The organism is Nocardia sp. NPDC058666, assembly GCF_042714895.1.
GTDB lineage: Bacteria > Actinomycetota > Actinomycetes > Mycobacteriales > Mycobacteriaceae > Nocardia.
Genome location: NZ_JBHXRY010000003.1, coordinates 291,161 through 309,382 on the forward strand (window position 1 = coordinate 291,161; position 18,222 = coordinate 309,382).

The following is an 18,222-nucleotide window of genomic DNA, read 5'->3' on the forward strand; positions in this document are numbered from 1 at the left end:
TTTGCCTATCGCAAGTCTTGGGCGAGCACTTCGATGCCGCCCTGCTCGTCGAGCCAGGTCAGGAACCCGGTCAGGCCGGTGGCACGGTCGATGACCGGGGCGTAGCCGAGATCGCGGCGGGCGGCGCTGGTGTTGTAGGTGGCGGTGCGGGTCATCAAGGCGACGGCATAGCGTGACAGTGGTGGTGACCAGCGGTTCGCGACAGCCGGTATGCGCCAGAGGGTTTCGATGGTGGCGACCACGGCGGTGAGCACTCGGGGGTTCGGTCGGCGTGTGGGCGGCTGGAACCCCAGTCGGGTGGCGACCTCACCGAGAAAGCCCCATACATCAGTCGTTTCGGCATCGGCGATGAAATAGGCCTTGCCGCCCACCGCATTCGAGCTCAGCGCGAGCTGGCAGGCGTGAACGATGTTGTCCACGTGGCACAGTGAGGCCTCGATGGTGCGGCCGTAGGACAGGTCGGGCAGCGAGCCGGTGGCGGTGCGGTCGAGCAGGCGGACGATCGGGCCGGAGCGGTCACCTGCACCCCAGATCGCCCGCGGGCGCAGGGCGACTGTGGTGAATTCGGTGGTGTCGGCGGCGAGTACGGCTCGTTCGGCGGCGGCCTTGGTTTCGGAATAGTGGTTGAGGTAGCGGCGGGGGTAGGGCAGCGACTCGTCGACGTCGATCTGGTCGCCGCCGTCGCGTTCCATCAGGGCGCTCGGGCTGGAGATGAAGACGAACCGGCCGGCGCCCTCGCTGCGCGCCGCCTCGAGGAGTTGTTCGGTGGCGCTGACGTTTTCGGTCCAGAATCGGTCTCTGGTGCCACGCTCGTCGACACGGGCCGCGCTGTGGATCACGACGTCGATGCCGGTCGCGGCCTTACGCAGCGAGTCCGCGTCGGTGAGATCGCCGTACACCAGTGTGACCTGATCCCGTGCGGGGCCGAGATCGTCGAGAATGCTGGTGCGACGCACCAGGATTGAGACCTCGTGCGAACCGTCGGCGACCAGTGCGCGCACGATGGCACCGCCGAGAAACCCGGAGGCGCCGGTGACCAGGATCTTCATCGGCGGGAGTCCTGTCGTCGGGTGGCCCAGCGGGCGAGTTGTTCGCGGCCGATCTTGGCGTTGTGCCGGATGTCGACGGGGAAGCCGGGGTGGACCAGGAAGTCGCTGATCGGCACCAGGGTGTCGAATTCTGTTGCCCTGGTGCGCAACCGGGTCAGTGCCGCCATCTCGTCCGCGCCCGGCTCGAGCTCCACGCACAGCACCGGCTGCTGGTTGCCGGGAGCACCGACACCCACCAGCGCGGTGCGCGAGACGCCCGCGACCGCATTGAACACCTGCTCGACCTGCACGGTGAACAGAGGACCCGCAGCGGTGGTGATCCGCTGACTCTTGCGCCCGCAGAACCAGATTCGGCCCTGCCCGTCGAGCCAGCCCAGGTCACCGGTGCGGTGCCAGACCTGCTCGCCGTCGGCGATCTTGCCCGCGGCATTGGCGTGCTCGGGCCAGTAATACCGCGTACTCACATTCGGGCCCGCGACCACGATCTCGCCGACCTCGCCCGCGGCAGGTTCGCTGGCATCCGCCCAGCTGGCGACCGGTTCGTCGGTGATGCCCAGCAGTCGAACCTGGACTCGATCGGTGGGTCGGCCGATGCACGTGCCCTCGCCGCGCGTGGCCCGCCCGACCAGACCGGCGAGCAGTTCACGCGATTCGATGGTCGACATGGGCAGCGCTTCGGTCGACCCGTACCCGGCGTAGATCTGCACGTCCGGATGCAGGACTTCGCGCAAACCGGCGATGCACCAGTGCGGCACGGGCGCTCCGCCGGAAAAGATGCTGACCAGGGACTTCAGCTGGTCGGGGTGGGTACGCAACCGTTCCAGCAGCGGAATGAGCAGCGCGGGCGAGGCGAACATGGTGCGCACCCCGAAACGCGTGATCGCGTCGATCACGTGGGCCGGGTCGGTCGAGCCGACCTTGCTCGGGATCAGCGGCGGCAGCACACACCGCGACCCGAGCAGCAGGTCCAGCACGCCCACCAGCGGCAAGGTCACCAGCGAGGTGTCGGGCGGGGTGTGGCCGCGGGCGGCGTGCACCTGCTCCACCATCGCGGCGAGGTTGCCGTGGGTCAGTTCCACGGCCTTGGCGGGGCCGGTGCTGCCGGTGGTGAAGCCGATGATCAGCAGCTCGTCCGGGTCGGCGGCCACCCGTTCGGGCAGGATCCCGGTCGGTATGCGGCTCCACGACGACAGGGTCGGCCCGCCCCAGAACCAGCGGCGTCCCACCGTGAGCGTGGTGCGCACGCCCCGGAAACTGCGCGGGAACAGCACCCGCAGGGCGTGCGCCTGCGGGATGCCGATGAACGCCTCGGCTTCGACCGCGCGCAAGCAATGCACCATCCGACGCACACCCATGCCCGGATCGATCACCACCGGCACCGCGCCGATCTTCAACAGCGCGAACAGGATTGCGTACAGTTCCGGGCTCGGCAGCACGAGCACGATGGTGCGGGTGCCGCTGCGCACACCGGTGGCGGTGAGGTGTTCGGCGATCGCATCGGACCAGCGATCGAGCTCGCCGTAGGACAGGGTGCGGTAGTCGGGCAGGCCGTGCGCGGTCGTGCCCTCGGGGTAGATGACCGCGTCGCGATCGGGTTGCTCGCGGGCGACGGCGCGGAATCGGTCGATGGTCTGCCAGTAGGTCGCGGTCGTCACGCGGGGGTGCCCAGCTGGTATAGCGTCGCGGCGGCGGACGGGCCCGCGCCGGCCGCTACGAACAGCACGTGGGTGTAGCCGACGAGGGTGCCCTCGGCGATCGCACGTGCGTAGGCCAGCGGCAGGGCTGCGGTGTGTGGGTCGCCCTCGGACAGGTCGGGTACCCGCACCGCGTCCTGGTCGATGCCCAGGGCGTCGGCCAGGCGCTTGGGGAACTGCGGGCTCGGCGTGGAGGCGATCAACGCGACGAACGCACCATCGAAGTCGGCGAGTGCGGCTTGCGCGACTTCGGTTGCGGCGAGCAGGATTCGGTCCTCGAAGTCGGGTTCGCGTTCGACCGTCATCAGCGAGCGGCCCACGGTGCCCATAGTCGCGGTGTCGACGTAGGCCACGCCCGCGGGGGTGCCAGGGGAGGTGGCGGTGTGCACGGGGCCGAAGCCTTCTGGGCCGTCAATCTTTTCCAGCAACAGCGCGGCACCGGAAGTGGCATAGGGGAATTCGGCGTCCGCGCTGGACTTGGTCATCGACGGGTGGGTGTCGCCCGCGACGATCAGGACGTGCTCGGTGCTGCCGGTGGACAGGATCGAACCCGCCACCTGCACGGCATTGACCACGCCGACCGCACCGTTCATCAGGTCGAACGAGAACGTGCGCGCATCGTCGCGGGTGTAATCCAGGCCGATGCCCGCGGCCTTCTGGATCAGCGCGGACACCGCCGGTTCGACGGTGTTCGAGTCGCGGAAGATGCCGGTGTTGATCAGCACGCCGACCTGGTCGGGACGGATACCGGCCTGTTCGAGGCACTGTCGCGCGGCGCGCCCGCTGTGCTCGACCACGCTGTGGGTGTCGGCCGACCTGCTGGTGCCGGTTGCCCGGATGCGGATTCCCATGACGAACCTCAGACCTTCAGGGAGGAGATGGTGGTGGACAGGAACCCCGCGACAACACCGGACGCGGCCGGGACCATGAGCAATTTCGAACCCGCCGCGATCTTGTCGTCGGACAGCTGATCGTGCAGCACGATGAAATGCGAAGTGGTCGAGGTGTTTCCGTACTTCTCGATCACATTCAGATCCGGCGGCATCGGCGCCCCGAACTCCCGCGCGGCCACCGCGTTGATGTAAGGCACAGCGGCGGCACCGAATTGGTGGTGAATGATGTAGTCGAACTGCTCGCCGGCGAAATCGCCGCCACGCTGCTCGAGGAACGTGCCCTGGGCGTCGGGCCACAGCAGGAACCGGGCCTCGTTGTGCATTTTGCGGTTGTCGGTGTACAGGGCCACGCCCGACGACTTGTCGCTGGGCATACCGAGGCACAGGTGCGAATGTTCCGCGGCGGTGAACAATTCGATGTAATGGATCTTGTCGGCGTCGTCGACCGCCTGGTCGAGCACGACCGCGCATCCGGAGTCACCCACCGACAGCGACGCGAACTGCAGATCGTACTTCTCGGAGATCTCGTGCACCGCGGTCTCGGCGATGGGGGTGATCGCCTCGCCGCTGACCACCATGCCGTTGCGCACCACGCCCGAGCGGATCATCCGGTCGAGAATGTAAGTGCCGGTGAGCATTCCGGCGCAGGCATTGGATACGTCGAAGGTGATGGCGCGGTCGGCGCCCAGCGTCTTGGCGATCGTGGACGCGAACGAGGGCTCCATGTACATCTGGGTGCCGTTGTTGCTGCGGGTGATCGAACAGGAGATGATCACGTCCAGTTCGTTCGGCGCGTACCGCGACCGGGACAGGCAGTCCCGTGCGGCATTCATCGCCAGGGTGAACGAATCCTCGAGCGATTCCGGCCGGGTGTCGCGCACGCGACGTTCTTGCACGCCGGTGATGCGTTCCAGATCGAACGACGGCGGGGTGTGCAGCCGGGAGATCAATTCGGCGGTGGACAACACATCCGACGGTAGATAGGCCCCGATGGATTCGAAACGCGAATGCGACACGTGAGCTCCCGGATGCGGTCGACAATGGAGGGCCCACGACAGCGGATCGTCGGCGAAATCGAACCCTACCGGCCACGGACGGACCGCGCGCTGTTGTGAGCCACCACACTGTGTGCTGCGATTGTCTGTGTGTCGCACGGTATTGCCACAGGATCGGCAACCCTTCCTTATCGAATAGATCACCAGTACACGTACATGGTGAAGTTCACGGCAACGTACTGGCTACCGGTTCGGGCGGTGTCGCGGTCAGGGTGCCGTACTGCAGAATGATGCTCACACAGTGAGCGACTTCACGATCGTGCGCTGAGCCGAATATCTTCACTGCGCGGCCGACTTGTTTTCACAGCTGAACGCACCGCGGTGAATTTGTCGCCGGAGAGCAACAGAATAGGGAGCACTATGGGAATCGAAGCAACCAATTTGGACATCTACGGTGGCGAACCGCTGCCGTGGTCGCGGGTCGAACAGGCGTTGGACAATTACATCGGCGGCCCGGGCAGCCCGGCATTTCTCAGTACCGTGCGACCCGACGGCCGCCCGCATACCGCCGCGGTGGGGGCACTGTGGCTCGACGGGGGTTTCTATTTCACCAGCGGACCCGCCACCCGCAAGTCGCGCAATCTCGCCAGGAACTCGGCCTGCACCGTGGCGGTTTCGCTCGAAGGCATCGATCTGATCGTGGACGCCACCGCCGCCATCGTCACCGAACCGGACACCCTCGAACGCATCGCGGCCCGTTATCGCGAGGCGGGCTGGGCTGTCGAAGTGGACGGCGCGGCCTTCACCGCCCCCTACAGCGCGCCCAGCGCTGGCCCGGCGCCCTGGCAGTTGTACTTCGCCACCCCACACAGCGTGGTCGGTGTCGGCACCGCCGAACCCAATGGCGCCACCCGCTGGCAATTGTCCTGAACGCGGCAGTGATCTTCGCAAGAGTGGCCGCGTACCAACCCTGGACCAACCTTTCGCCACCATAGTGGGCTCGCGAGCACGATTACCGTCGATAATCCGCGAGGAGTGCACCATGGTTCGACATCCCCACGGCCGCAAGGTCGATCACCGCCACCGTGCGGTGCAGGCCAGCGACGACGCGCTGCGGGTGTTGCGGTTGCTGTTGGAAATGCACGGTCCGGTGGTGCTGTATCTGCCCGCGGGCAGTGACGGGTTCACGCCGATGTGTGTGCGGCGCAGTGAGTTTCGGCCCGGCGACGGTGATGTGCTCGCCGGGCAGACGGCGTGGCACACGCAGTTGTGGATGGCGGACCCGTTCCATGTCGGCCTCGACGATCTGGACGTGAAAATCGAGGTGCGCAACCGTGCGCCGCAGGCGCGCGAATCCGCTTCGCTCGAGGCGATGTGCGGGTTCCGGTTCACCCTCCGTATCGAAAACGCCGATAGCGCAGCGGAATTGGTCGAGGAAGCCTCGTAATCACCAGAACCGCGGGGTCAGGCCCCAGTCGGCGAACTCCGCGGCCAGCAGGTCGCGCAGGGCCGCGCGGGTGGGGAAACGGTCGGGGTCGCCGCCGGTCACGACCAGGGTGACGGTGTCGTCATCGCAGGAGAACGCGAGGTTGACACCGACCTCCACCTGACGGAACAGCGCCACCGGGCCGGGGTTGACCACCGGGCGCATGATCACGTCGCGGGCCCGGTGCCCTCCGAGCACGGCGATGTTCTGTGCGGTGCGACCCATGTTGGTGCACAGGCACTCCGGGGCTTTGGCGGTGCGGGCGAACCGGTGCAGGACCACCTTCGGCAACAGCATCTGCACTGGTTGCAGGTGCTGGATCGGGGGGATGGTCTCGGGGTTGCGGTAGGCCAGGCCGGCTGCTTTGAGCGCGGTGCGCACGGCGGGCAGATCGGTGCGTTCGCCGGTGCGGTAGGCCACGCTGATCGGCAGGCCGGTGGTGGCGTTGGCGCGCGGGTCGTCCGCTTCGCGCATCGAATGCGGAATGTCCACGCGGACCTGCGCACCGTCGGCGATGCGGCCGCTACGACCGAGCAGGCCGACCGCGACACCGATCAGCAGGCCGTTGGTGGTCCCGCCGTGCTGCGCGGCGACGGCGTCCCATTCGGCCAGATCGAGCTGGACGATGGTTTCGGCGGGCTGCCAGGTGTCGGCATGGGGTAGCACCGGCTCGGTCGGGCGGGGATTGCGGGCCGGTTCGCTGACACCGCGAGCCCGGCGAGCCGCACGGACCCCACGCACGACCGCACCCAACTGTCCACGCGCGTCGGCGAGGTCGGCGGCGAAACGACCGGCACCTGCCACGGGCCCGACGAGCTTGCCCGCGCTGGCGAACCGATCCGGTGCCTCACCCCGGTTGAGGCGGTCCAGCGAATCGACGATCGCGTGCATCATGCCGCCGCCGTCACAGGCCACATGCGAGGCGACCAACGTGACCACGGTGCCACCGGATTCGGTCGGCGCACCGGCCAGCTGCCAGACCAGTCCGCGTTCGGGATCGAACTCGACCGCGGCCTGTTCGAGGAACCAGTCCAGCACCTTGTCCTCGGGGACCGGGGTGTCGGACCAGCGCAGCGGCAGCGACTCGGTGGCGGGCTCCCAGTGCGCGCGGGCGATCGGGAACCGCGTCGTGCGGACTCGACGGGCGATGAAGCCGGTCGCCAGGTGGGCGTGCCAGTCGGCCAGTAGGTCTCGCCCCAGTGCGGTGTCGAACCGGTAGGCCAGCTGGTTGACCAGGGCGTTGGGGTAGAGGCTGTGCAGTTTGAAGAACAGGTCGTCGTCGGCGGTGATCCGGTTGAGGCCGGTGGGCGCGGTGGCCACCGTGACGGCGGGGGAGGTGACGGTCATCGGGAACTCCTGATCGGGAACTGCGCGTCAGCGGGAACGGAGGGTGCGCACGGTCAGCGGCGCGAACACCGCGACCACGACCACCGAGGCGACCAGCGACCACAGCGCGTCGGCGCCCACGGTGCCGTCCGCAGCTAGGGTGCGCACCGCGGAGACCAGGTAGGACACCGGATTCAGATCGGACACGTGCCGCATCCAGGTCGGCATCGACTCCTCGGGCACCAGCGCGTTGGACGCGAACCCCAGGAACGTCAGCACCAGCATCGACATGCCCTGCACGGCGGCGGGGCGGGCGATGGTGGCGCCGATGAACGCGAACAGCCAACTGATCGCGGTGGTCGCGAACACCACCAGCACCGCACCGGCGATGAAGCCCGCGGCGTGCTCGGGCCGGTAGCCCATGCAGAAGCCCACGATCACCACGGTGGTCGCGGCGATGAGGTAGCGAACAGCGCCCGCGAGCAACGCCCCGGCAACCGGTGCGGATCGGGCGATCGGCATGGCGACGAAACGGTCGAAGACACCGGAGTGGATGTCCTCCGACAGCTGCACACCGGTGGCCACCGACGAGGTGAGCACGATCTGCACCAGCACGCCGGGGATCATGATCGGCAGATATGCCTGCATGCTGCCCGCGATGGCGGTGCCGAAGATGCTGCCGAACAGCACGGGGCCCACGATCGGCAGCAGGATGGCGTCGTAGAGCAGTTGCGGGCTGTGCCGGAAGGTGAGCAGGCCGCGCCACGCCATCATCAGCGAATGCCGCAGGGCGGCAAGGGGACTCACCCGGGTCACGCGCGGCTTGCGCACCACCTGGGTGGGTTTGTCGGTGGTGATCGTCATAGTCATGCGGCGTCCTCGGTGCGGGCGCGTCCGGTCAGCGACAGGAACACCTCGTTGAGATCGGGTCGGTCCACGGCGAAACCGCGCAGGGTGATGTCGGCGTCGCGGCAGGCGGCGACGATGTCGGCACCGCGCTGCACGTCACGCAACGGCACGGTCAGCGTCCCCGCCGACGAACCCTCGGGCACCTCGCCGGTGATCTCCTGGATCAGGGCCTCGGCCCGGCGCAGGTCGGCGGTGTCGGGGATGTCCAGGCGCAGCACCTGTTCGCCGATGGAGGCTTTGAGTTCGGCGGGGGTGCCGTGCGCGACCAGCGTGCCACGGTCGATGACCGCGATCCGGTCGGCCAGCGCGTCGGCTTCCTCTAGGTACTGGGTGGTGAGCAGCACGGTGGCGCCGCGTTCGACCAGGCCGCGCACGATGCCCCACATGCGATCGCGGGTGTGCGGGTCCAGGCCGGTGGTGGGCTCGTCGAGGAAGATCAGCGGGGGCACCGTGATCAGGGTCGCGGCCAAGTCCAGGCGTCGCCGCATGCCGCCGGAGAACGCGCTGACGCTGCGGCGCGCCACCGCCGTCAGTTCGAATTCCTCGAGAAGTTCGTCGGCTCGCACGCGGGCATCGTGGCGTGACAGGCCGAGCAGTCGGCCGAACAGGCGCAAATTCTCACTCGCGGTGAGGGTTTCGTCGACCGACGCGTACTGGCCGGTCAGCCCGATCATCGAACGTACCGCGGTCGCCTCGCGCACCACGTCGAAACCGAACACCTCGGCATTTCCGCGATCGGGTCGCAGCAGGGTGGCCAACATGCGCACGGTGGTGGTCTTGCCCGCGCCGTTGGGGCCCAGCATCGCGAACACCGAACCGGCCGCGATGCTCAGATCGACACTGCCCACAGCGGTGAAATCACCGTAGGACTTGCCCAGGCCGCTGGTGCGGACGGCGATCTCGGTGCTCATAGGTGCCTCCCGGCATGGACGGACAGTGGTGTCGGGATCGACACGGGCAGCAGGCATTCCACTTCGTCGGCGGCACGCGCCACTCCGGTGTCGGCGAATCGGCTCGCTTGCGCGGCCGCGCGGGCCACCACGTTCGGGTCGGCGACGTGATCCAACAGTGCGGTCAACTGGGTCTCGGACAGGTCCGCGGCGCGCACAGTGCCTGCCAGGCCGAGTCGCGCGAGCGCCCGTCCCCAATACGGCTGATCGGCTTGAATCGCGCAGATCACTTGGGGGACACCGGCTCTCAGCGCGGCTGCGGTCGTGCCTGCACCACCGTGATGCACTGCGGCTACGCAGCGCGGGAACACCGAGGCGTGGTCGACCTGGCCCACGATCGCCATGTCGGAGGTCAGGGCGGGTTCGATTCCCGCCCAGCCCGCAGCCAGCAGCAGTCGGCGACCACGCCGGGCGCACACCGAACGCAACATGGTCACCAGTGCTGCCGGGTCGTCCACGGCCATCGAGCCGAAGCCCACGTAGATCGGTGCCGAACCGGCATCGAGCCACCCCATCAGCGCGGGATCGCGTGGGGCACTGAGGAATCCGTCGGGATCGACCATGAACCCGGTGACCGGGTAGCGCGCGGGCAGCTCGGCGGCCAACCCGGGAAACAGGTCGACATCGTAGGCCTGGATCGAAACACGGTTCGGCAGTGCGTGTTCCACGATCCCGAACTCCGACAGCGGCTGCCGCAGCGCGGCATCACGTGCCCACCGCAGACCCGACCAGATCCGCTGATTCAGCGACGCGGGAACCCGAGAACCCCACGCGGCCGGCACCACCGGCACCGACCTGTTCGGGTGGATGGGAAAGAAATGCACTGCGGCTAGCGGCAATCCGATGTGCCGCGCGGCCTTCTCGGCCGCTTCCTCGCCCGCCATCCCGGTCACGAGCACGTCGTGGCCAGGTGCCAGCACCAGCAGATCACGCACCGCCTCGACCACGCCGCGCCGCTGCAGATCCAGCACCGCCCGCACCCGCTGTCGCGGACTCGGACTGCGGAAACGGTGATCGTCGTGCTGGGTGCGCAACAGCTCGGCACTGTCGCGACCGAAACCGACCGCGGGAATGCCGTGCGCGGTAGCGAATTCGACCAGGTTCGGCGACAACGCCAGGGTCACCTGGTGCCCGCGAGCCAGCAGCTCGCGGGCCAGCAGGATGCCGGGCTGGGCATCGCCTCGGCTCCCGGTGAAGGCCAGCAGGGCACGCATGCTCAGCCCGCGCTCAAGGCCGCCGCGGAGTCGGCCGCGGGTGCGGCCGCGGTCGGCACCATGGTCACCGCGTACATGGCGCGGGCGAACTCGGTGAGGAAGCGGTCCATCACCTGCGCGGGCAGACCGGCGGGGTAGCGGGTGGACACGTACAGGCCCTCGGGGCCGCGCACGACCCAGAAGTACACCTCTTCGGTGGAGTACGACACCGCGCGCAAGGTACGTCCGCGCAGGTCCGCGACCAGTTCGTAGTTGGGCAGCATGCGAATGTCGAGGAAGGACGCGCCGTAGGTCGGGCCCTCGGTCGCGCCGACCATGGCCAGGCAGCGACCCCAGGACGCGTCGTTGCACAGGTGCGCGCGCTTGAGCGAGGCGCGGGTGGCGTCCAGCGCGGCGGGCATGTCGGCACCGGCGGGCAACGTGATGTCGACCGGGACGACATTGACGAACCAGCCCATCGACTCGAGCCAGGTCAGATCGGGGCGGGTGGCGATCGGCATCACCGTGCGGAACCTGTTGTCGCCGAACGTCTCTCGCGACGCCACGGCCAGTGCCGCGAACACGGTCACCGACAGCCGATGCTTGGCCCGGTCCAGCGCGGCTTCGACCTCCTCGAGCTGCTCGAGGTTCAGCAGGGTGCGCGACACACTGGGTTGGGCGTGCTCACCGTCGAGGACGGCAACCTGATCCGCGGCGAAGCGGGGCATCGGCGAACCCGGCGCCCCGAGAAAATCCCGCCACACCGCCACGGCGGGGGAGTCCAAGGACAGCTCCTCGGCGGCGGCGCGTTCGAGCACCGCGTGATCGGCAGGGCTGCCGAAAGTGACCGATTCGCGGACCGGTTCGCCCGCGGTGACCTCGGTGTAGAGGGTGCGCAGTTCCAGGATGAGCACGGCCTGGGAGTAGGCGTCCAGCACCGAGTGGTCGGCGCCGACCAGCACGGTGAAGTCGTCGGTGTCGTGCGCGACCGTGGCCACCAGCAGGTGCGGCCACACCAGCGCCGACAGGCGCAGTTCCAGCAGCGTGCACAGGTAGTCGTTGATCTCGTCACCGTCGCGCAGATCGGCGACCGGAACACCGGCCACGCGCACGGTGCCGGGGGCGGTGGTCACGCGGTGGTAGCCGCCGTCGCCGGTGGGAGCCACCGTGGTGCGGAAGCCCTCGTGACGGTCGTGCCAGCGCTGCAGCGTCGTGGCCCACGCGGCCGGGTCCAGCGGGGCGTCCATCTCGAAGATGGTGCCGATCCAGCGGCCCCGGCCGGGCCGGGTGTCCTCGGGGTCGAGGAAGCCCAGGTACTGCTCGTGGACGCTGGCCAGCGGGCGTTCGTCGTCGCGCCAGGCGTCGGCAGTGGTCAGTTCGGGGGTCCAGATCGCCAGGTCGCCGGGGCGGATCTGGAACTCGGAAAGGTGGGTGTATTCCATGGTGGTACCTCAGGGAGTGCAAGCCGAAAACGGCGCGAAGGGGATTCGGTGAACGCGGGCGCGTCACCGGGTGTTGCTCTGGATCCCGCACCGGATGTAGCTGGCGAACCCTGGGCTATCCCGAGTGTATAACTCTGAGAGTTTTCTGAAATATTGCTTAGTCACAATTGAGAGGTGTGAAGAAGCTCACTTTCAAAATTGTCACGAATCACAACCTAGATCATCTGCCCCTGGAGTAAGGGGGTTTTTGTTCACCTCTTTCGTTCACACCGGGGAACCGAACTCGGTCAGGACCGTACCGTGCCGTACGAGACCGGACAGACCCGGCAGATCGGTGGGCGGCGACCACGTCCGAAACCCGTCGAAACTGTCGCTGAACAGGTAGCGGCCCTCGGTGTAGGCGTCGAAGTAGATGCGGTGCCCGCCCTCGGGAAGGCCGACCACCGACTGGCCCTCGCGCGGACCACCCCATCCGGCCCAGTCGCCGCGTGCCACGACCGTGTACGGCCCGATCGGACGGTCGGCCACGGCGAGTTCGATCAACTTGGTGTCCTCGTTCTTCACGAAGGCGAACAGGCGGCCGTCCAGGCGAACCAGGGTGGTGTCGATGTGCCCGAGCGAACCGGGGCCCGCGGGTCCGAGGCCGAGCAGGGGGACCGGGGGCGCCCAGGCGGTCAGCGCCGCGTCGAGGGGGAGCAGCAGGTGCGGGGTGAAACCGTGACCCCAGGTCAGCGAGACGATGATGCCGACCCGACCGTCGGCGTCGGCATACCACTCCGGTGCCCACGCGCCTTCGAGCCTGCCCGGTACCAGCATCGGGACATTGCCGAGGAACGTCCAGGTGATCCGGTCGCGGCTGCGGGCCAGGCCGATCGCGGTGGCGTCGCCGGCGATCGTGTAGGTGAGGTAGTAGTGGCCGTCGGTGTGCAGCAGCACGCTGGGATCGCGGACCAGGCCGGTCGGCGGGGTGTACGCGTGCTCGCTGACCGGGGTGAAGTCGGTGCCGTCGGTGGATTCGTAGACCGCCAGGGTGGTGTCACTGTCGGCGCGGAAGGCGGTCATCGTGTATCGGCTCGGCGGTCGGTGGGGATCGGGTCCGACGCCGGGGCCCAGCGAGGACTGCGCGCGTGCGGTGCCCGCCGCCAGCAGTGGGAGTCCGGCTAGCAGGGCCAGTGCGGTTCGTCGTCCCATTGCCATGACCAGGGATTATCCGGTCGGGTGCGGGCCGGTGGTCGCAGGCGCGCCGGTGCTCAGGAAGTGGCGGGCTCCGGTTCGGGTGCGTCGACGGGCAGTCGCAAGTCCACGATCAGCCCGATCATTCCGATCGACAGACAGATCGCCGACACGGTGATCGCGAACGGGTGGCTGTCGCCTGCCAGCGAGCCGGCCAGCACCACCGTGGAAATCGTGCCCGGCGCCGAACCGAGCACGGTGGCCACGAGATACGGCACGACCCGCACCGAGGACAGGCCGCAGCAGTAGTTGACGATCGAGAACGGGGCCAGCGGAATCAACCGGATGGCGGCCACCGCGAGCCAGCCGCGTCGGTCCAGGCGCTCGTCGATCGCGCGCACCGCGGGGTGGGTCAGGTGTTGCGCGACCCGGTCGCGGCCCACCGCGCGCACGCCGAGCAGTGCCACCGTCGCGGCGACTCCCGAAGCCACCAGAGCGATGATCGAGCCCAGGATCGGGCCGAACAGCACGCCGCTGGTCACGGTGAGCACGGTGCGCGGGACAGGGAACACCGCGACGATCGCATAGAAAAGGAAGAACAACAGTGGCAGCAGCGGTCCGGCGCCGCCCGCCCAGTCGCGGATCTGCTGGGGGCCCGGCAGCGGAACCTGCATCGCCACCACGAACAGCGCGGCGAGCCCGGCCAGGGCGATCAGCAGGCGCGGGGAACGGATCAGTGCGGACACTCGGGCAAGGATACCGGGCGGTAGGGGATGGCCCGAGTGAGCGGACGCGGTGTCACAGATAGCATCAGAAGCGAACCGGACACTTACCGGTTCGCGGTGGGCCCCGTTGTGGGATTTCACGGATCGGCAGCACACCGGGGTGCGGTCGTCGAATGGAAGAGAGAACAGCAGCTATGCCGATTGGTTCAGAGTCCGGGGCGGGTCTGGCACCGGATCCGGTGCCCGAGTTCGCTGCCTGGCGCAAGGGTGTGGCGGGGGTGCTGGCGAAAGCACGGCGCGTCGACGCCGCGGAGCTGCCTGCCGAACCCGAGCATCTGCTCGACGAGACCACCTACGACGGGCTGACCATCGCCCCGCTGTACACCCGCCGCGACGAGCTGCCCGAGCAGCCGCTGCCCGGCACCTTCCCTTTCGTGCGCGGTGGCGACGCCACTCGCGATCCGCAACGCGGCTGGTACGTGGGCGCTTTCGCCGGTGACGCGGACGCCGAAGCCACCAACCGGGCGATTCTGACCGGGCTGGACAACGGCGTGAGCGCGATCGCGCTCGGTGTCGGCGCCTACGGTGTCGCCGTCGAGGACATCCCGGTCGCGCTGCGCGGGCTGCTGTTCGAGCTGGCCCCGCTGACGCTGGTCGCCGGTGCCGCCACCGAGGATGCCGCCGCGAAGGTGTTCGAGATCCTCGACGGTTACTCGATCGACGATCGCGCCCAGATCCGGGTCGGGCTCGCTGCCGCCCCGCTGACCTCCGCCTTCACCGGCGCCGAAGACCTCGACCAGGCGCAGACCGTCGCCCTGGCCGTGCGCGCGATCGCCCGACCCGAAACGGTGCGTGCGATCACCGTGGACGGCATCGCCTTCCACAACGCCGGTGCCGCGGACGCGCAGGAAGTCGGCGCCGCCATCGCGGCCGGTCTGGCCTACCTGCGCCTGCTCACCAACGCCGGGGTGGACATCGCCGACGCGTTCGGTCAGCTCGAGTTCCGCTTCGCGGCCACCGACGACCAGTTCGCCACCATCGTGAAATTCCGTGCCGCGCGGCGTCTTTGGGCTCGCGTGGCGCAGGCGTGCGGTGCCCCCGCGTTCGGCGCCGCCCCGCAACACGCGATCACTTCCGCCGCCATGATGAGCCAGCGTGACCCGTGGGTGAACCTGCTGCGCACCACCCTGGCCGCGTTCGGTGCCGGTGTCGGTGGTGCCGATTCGGTGACCGTGCTGCCGTTCGACGCGGCGCTGCCCGCGGGCGAACTGGGTGTGTCCACCACGTTCTCGCAGCGTTTGGCCCGCAATACTCAGCTGCTGCTGCTCGAGGAATCGCACCTGGGTCACGTGCAGGACCCGGCCGCCGGTTCCTGGTACGTGGACTCGCTGACCGACGAACTCGCCGCCAAGGCATGGGAATTCATGCAGGAGCTCGAGTCCGCGGGCGGCTACCTCGCCGCCCTGGACGCCGGTGTGCTCGCCGAGCGGATCGCCGAAACCGCCGCCACCCGCGCCGCCGATGTCGCCCATCGCCGCACCGCGGTGACCGGGGTGAACGAGTTCCCCAACCTCGCCGAGACGCCGCTGTCGGAGCAGGCCCGCCAGGAGAGCTCGATCGCGCGCTACGGTGCGGCGTTCGAATCGCTGCGCAACCGTTCCGACGCGTATCTCGCCGCCAACGGCGCGCGCCCCAAGGCGCTGATCGTGCCCCTGGGTCTGGTCGCCGAACACAACGCGCGCACGATCTTCACCGCGAACGTGCTGGCCTCGGGCGGTATCGAGTCGGTCAACCCCGGCCCACTCACGATCGACGAAATCGCCGCCGCCGCAACCGAATCGGGGGCGCGCATCGCGGTCCTGTGCGGGGCGGACAAGCGGTACGCCGAACAGGCCGGTGCCGCGGTCGACGCATTGCGCGGCGCGGGCATCGACACGGTTTTGCTGGCCGGACCGGAATCCTCGGTGCAGCAGTACAGCGGTACCCAGCGACCCGACGGATATCTGGGCTTGCGCATCGACGCGGTCTCGGTCCTGTCGCAGCTGCTGGAGAAGGTAGGAGCCTGATGACCACCTCCGACATCACCCACATCATCGGCAGTTTCGCCGACGTGCCGCTCACCGAGCATGCGCCCGCGCCCGCCGCGGTCGATGCCGAGCAGGTGGCGCAGTTCGTGGCCGAGGCCGCCACGGCCAACAATGCCACGCCGGAGCAGCTGGTCTGGTCGACGCCCGAGGGCATCGAGGTGCCGCCGGTGTTCACCAAGGCTGATCGCGATGCTGTTGTCGCGCAAGGGTATCCGTTGGATACCGTGCCCGGTGTGGCGCCGTTCCTGCGTGGGCCGTACCCGACCATGTACGTGAACCAGCCGTGGACGATCCGCCAGTACGCGGGCTTCTCCACCGCCGCGGACTCCAACGCCTTCTACCGCCGCAACCTGCAAGCAGGCCAGAAGGGCCTGTCGGTCGCCTTCGACCTGGCCACTCACCGTGGCTACGACTCCGACCACCCCCGCGTGCAAGGCGATGTCGGCATGGCCGGTGTCGCGATCGACTCCATCCTGGACATGCGGCAGCTGTTCGACCAGATCCCCCTGGACCAGGTGTCGGTGTCGATGACCATGAACGGTGCGGTGCTGCCGATTCTGGCGCTGTACGTCGTGGCCGCCGAGGAACAGGGCGTCACGCCCGACCAGCTGGCCGGAACCATTCAGAACGACATTCTGAAAGAGTTCATGGTCCGCAACACCTACATCTACCCGCCCAAGCCGTCGATGCGGATCATCTCCGACATCTTCGCGTTCGCCAGCGCCAACATGCCGAAGTTCAACTCGATCTCGATCTCGGGTTACCACATCCAAGAAGCCGGTGCCACAGCCGATTTGGAGCTGGCGTACACCCTGGCTGACGGGGTGGAGTACATCCGCGCCGGTATCGCGGCGGGCATGGATGTCGACAAATTCGCGCCGCGGCTGTCGTTCTTCTGGGCCATCGGCATGAACTTCTTCATGGAGGTCGCCAAGCTGCGCGCGGGGCGGCTGCTGTGGAGCGAGCTGGTGTCGAAGTTCGAACCCAAGAGTGCGAAGTCGCTGTCGCTGCGCACACATTCGCAGACGTCGGGCTGGTCGTTGACCGCGCAGGACGCCTACAACAATGTGGCGCGTACCTGCATCGAGGCGATGGCCGCGACCCAGGGGCACACCCAGTCGCTGCACACCAACGCCCTCGACGAAGCGCTGGCGCTGCCCACGGACTTCTCCGCCCGCATCGCGCGCAACACGCAGCTGCTGATCCAGCAGGAGTCCAACACGACTCGTCCGATCGACCCGTGGGGCGGCTCGTACTACGTCGAGTGGCTCACCCACCAGCTGGCCGAACGCGCTCGCGCCCACATCGCCGAGGTGGAGGCGCACGGCGGTATGGCACAGGCGATTTCGGAAGGCATTCCGAAACTGCGCATCGAGGAGGCCGCCGCCCGCACCCAGGCGCGCATCGACACCGGGCAGCAGCCGGTGATCGGCGTGAACAAGTACCAGGTCGAAGAGGACCACGCGGTCGAGGTGCTCAAGGTCGAGAACTCGCGCGTGCGCGCCGAGCAGATCGAGAAGCTGGAACAGCTTCGCGCCGAACGTGATCCGGTCGCGGTGGAACAGGCGCTGGCCGAATTGACCCGTGCGGCGGCCTCTTCCGAAGGCGGCATGGAGAACAACCTCCTGGCCCTTGCCATCAACGCCGCGCGCGCCAAGGCCACCGTCGGGGAGATCTCCGACGCGCTGGAGAAGGTGTACGGCCGCCATCAGGCCGAAATCCGTACCCTGTCCGGTGTGTACCGTGACGAAGCAGGCAAGGCAACCAACATCGGCGCGGCCATCGAGCTCGTCGAGGAGTTCGCGCAGGCCGAGGGTCGTCGACCGCGCATCCTGGTCGCCAAGATGGGGCAGGACGGGCACGACCGCGGGCAGAAAGTGATCGCGACCGCGTTCGCCGACCTGGGCATGGACGTGGACGTGGGTCCGCTGTTCTCCACACCCGAAGAGGTGGCGCGGCAGGCGGCGGACAACGACGTGCACATTGTCGGTGTGTCGTCGCTGGCGGCAGGGCATCTCACGCTGGTGCCCGCGCTGCGGCAGGCGCTCGCCGAGGTGGGTCGTCCCGACATCATGGTCATCGTCGGCGGCGTCATTCCGCCCGGTGACTTCGACGAGCTGTATGAGGCGGGCGCCGCGGCGATCTTCCCGCCCGGCACCGTTATTGCCGACGCGGCCATCGATCTGTTGAAGAAGCTGGGCTCGGCGCTGGGGCACGAGATCGGCGGCGGCGCACAGGCATGAGCGGTCAGCGTCCGGAGGCGGTAGCTGGCGTAACCACGGAGGACGCCCGAGCATGCC

General features: G+C 68.3%; 15 protein-coding genes. 4 read left to right on the top strand and 11 right to left on the bottom strand.

Translation table 11 applies throughout. The features are described from left to right. Positions 1-5 precede the first annotated feature (5 nt). The 4 genes from ACFWVD_RS10765 to ACFWVD_RS10780 are packed head-to-tail and all read right to left on the bottom strand — an operon-like array spanning position 6 to position 4,652. Positions 6-1,049 (bottom strand): NAD-dependent epimerase/dehydratase family protein, encoded by a 1,044-nt coding sequence (locus ACFWVD_RS10765; protein WP_379241808.1) that lies wholly within the window; start codon positions 1,047-1,049, stop codon positions 6-8. Continuing rightward, positions 1,046-2,704 carry a fatty acid CoA ligase family protein gene (locus ACFWVD_RS10770; protein WP_379241809.1) on the bottom strand — a complete coding sequence of 553 codons (1,659 nt, stop codon included), beginning with the start codon at positions 2,702-2,704 and terminating at the stop codon, positions 1,046-1,048. The genes ACFWVD_RS10765 and ACFWVD_RS10770 overlap by 4 nt, the downstream gene beginning before the upstream one ends. Beyond that, positions 2,701-3,594 carry a hypothetical protein gene (locus ACFWVD_RS10775; protein WP_379241810.1) on the bottom strand — a complete coding sequence of 298 codons (894 nt, stop codon included), beginning with the start codon at positions 3,592-3,594 and terminating at the stop codon, positions 2,701-2,703. Before ACFWVD_RS10775 ends, ACFWVD_RS10770 begins: the two co-directional genes overlap by 4 nt. Before the next feature lie 8 nt (positions 3,595-3,602). After that, a complete protein-coding gene (locus ACFWVD_RS10780) occupies positions 3,603-4,652 on the bottom strand; it encodes a 3-oxoacyl-ACP synthase III family protein (RefSeq protein ID WP_379241811.1) in 1,050 nt (349 codons plus the stop codon). 399 nt (positions 4,653-5,051) lie between these two features. Between ACFWVD_RS10780 and ACFWVD_RS10785 the strand changes: the two genes are divergently transcribed. Together ACFWVD_RS10785 and ACFWVD_RS10790 are read left to right on the top strand one after the other, a co-directional pair. Next, positions 5,052-5,561 carry a pyridoxamine 5'-phosphate oxidase family protein gene (locus tag ACFWVD_RS10785; RefSeq protein WP_379241812.1) on the top strand — a complete coding sequence of 170 codons (510 nt, stop codon included), beginning with the start codon at positions 5,052-5,054 and terminating at the stop codon, positions 5,559-5,561. Between the two features lie 112 nt (positions 5,562-5,673). Beyond that, positions 5,674-6,078 carry a DUF779 domain-containing protein gene (locus ACFWVD_RS10790; RefSeq protein ID WP_379241813.1) on the top strand — a complete coding sequence of 135 codons (405 nt, stop codon included), beginning with the start codon at positions 5,674-5,676 and terminating at the stop codon, positions 6,076-6,078. Here ACFWVD_RS10790 and ACFWVD_RS10795 read toward each other — a convergent pair whose 3' ends face one another. The 7 genes from ACFWVD_RS10795 to ACFWVD_RS10825 form a co-directional block, all read right to left on the bottom strand. Next, complete coding sequence (locus ACFWVD_RS10795; protein WP_379241814.1) at positions 6,079-7,464, bottom strand: hypothetical protein; 1,386 nt, start codon at positions 7,462-7,464, stop codon at positions 6,079-6,081. Positions 7,465-7,491: 27 nt separating this feature from the next. Further along, positions 7,492-8,313 (bottom strand): ABC transporter permease, encoded by an 822-nt coding sequence (locus tag ACFWVD_RS10800; protein ID WP_379241815.1) that lies wholly within the window; start codon positions 8,311-8,313, stop codon positions 7,492-7,494. Beyond that, positions 8,310-9,263 (bottom strand): ATP-binding cassette domain-containing protein, encoded by a 954-nt coding sequence (locus ACFWVD_RS10805; protein WP_379241816.1) that lies wholly within the window; start codon positions 9,261-9,263, stop codon positions 8,310-8,312. The genes ACFWVD_RS10800 and ACFWVD_RS10805 overlap by 4 nt, the downstream gene beginning before the upstream one ends. After that, complete coding sequence (locus ACFWVD_RS10810; RefSeq protein ID WP_379241817.1) at positions 9,260-10,516, bottom strand: glycosyltransferase; 1,257 nt, start codon at positions 10,514-10,516, stop codon at positions 9,260-9,262. Before ACFWVD_RS10810 ends, ACFWVD_RS10805 begins: the two co-directional genes overlap by 4 nt. Before the next feature lie 2 nt (positions 10,517-10,518). Then, positions 10,519-11,937, bottom strand: coding sequence for a condensation domain-containing protein (locus ACFWVD_RS10815; protein WP_379241818.1), 1,419 nt, complete (start codon positions 11,935-11,937; stop codon positions 10,519-10,521). Between the two features lie 264 nt (positions 11,938-12,201). Then, positions 12,202-13,134, bottom strand: a complete 933-nt coding sequence (locus tag ACFWVD_RS10820; RefSeq protein ID WP_379241819.1) for a hypothetical protein — start codon at positions 13,132-13,134, stop codon at positions 12,202-12,204. A gap of 53 nt (positions 13,135-13,187) precedes the next feature. After that, positions 13,188-13,856, bottom strand: a complete 669-nt coding sequence (locus tag ACFWVD_RS10825) for a TVP38/TMEM64 family protein (protein ID WP_379241820.1) — start codon at positions 13,854-13,856, stop codon at positions 13,188-13,190. 173 nt (positions 13,857-14,029) lie between these two features. Here ACFWVD_RS10825 and ACFWVD_RS10830 point away from each other — a divergent pair, with 173 nt between their 5' ends. Both ACFWVD_RS10830 and scpA read left to right on the top strand, forming a co-directional pair. Beyond that, the gene (locus ACFWVD_RS10830; protein ID WP_379241821.1) at positions 14,030-15,901 is read left to right on the top strand and encodes a methylmalonyl-CoA mutase family protein; all 1,872 of its coding nucleotides are present in this window, start codon (positions 14,030-14,032) and stop codon (positions 15,899-15,901) included. Beyond that, entirely contained in the window at positions 15,901-18,165 is a 2,265-nt protein-coding gene (gene scpA / locus ACFWVD_RS10835) for a methylmalonyl-CoA mutase (protein ID WP_379241822.1), read from the top strand. The genes ACFWVD_RS10830 and scpA overlap by 1 nt, the downstream gene beginning before the upstream one ends. Positions 18,166-18,222: the final 57 nt, after the last annotated feature.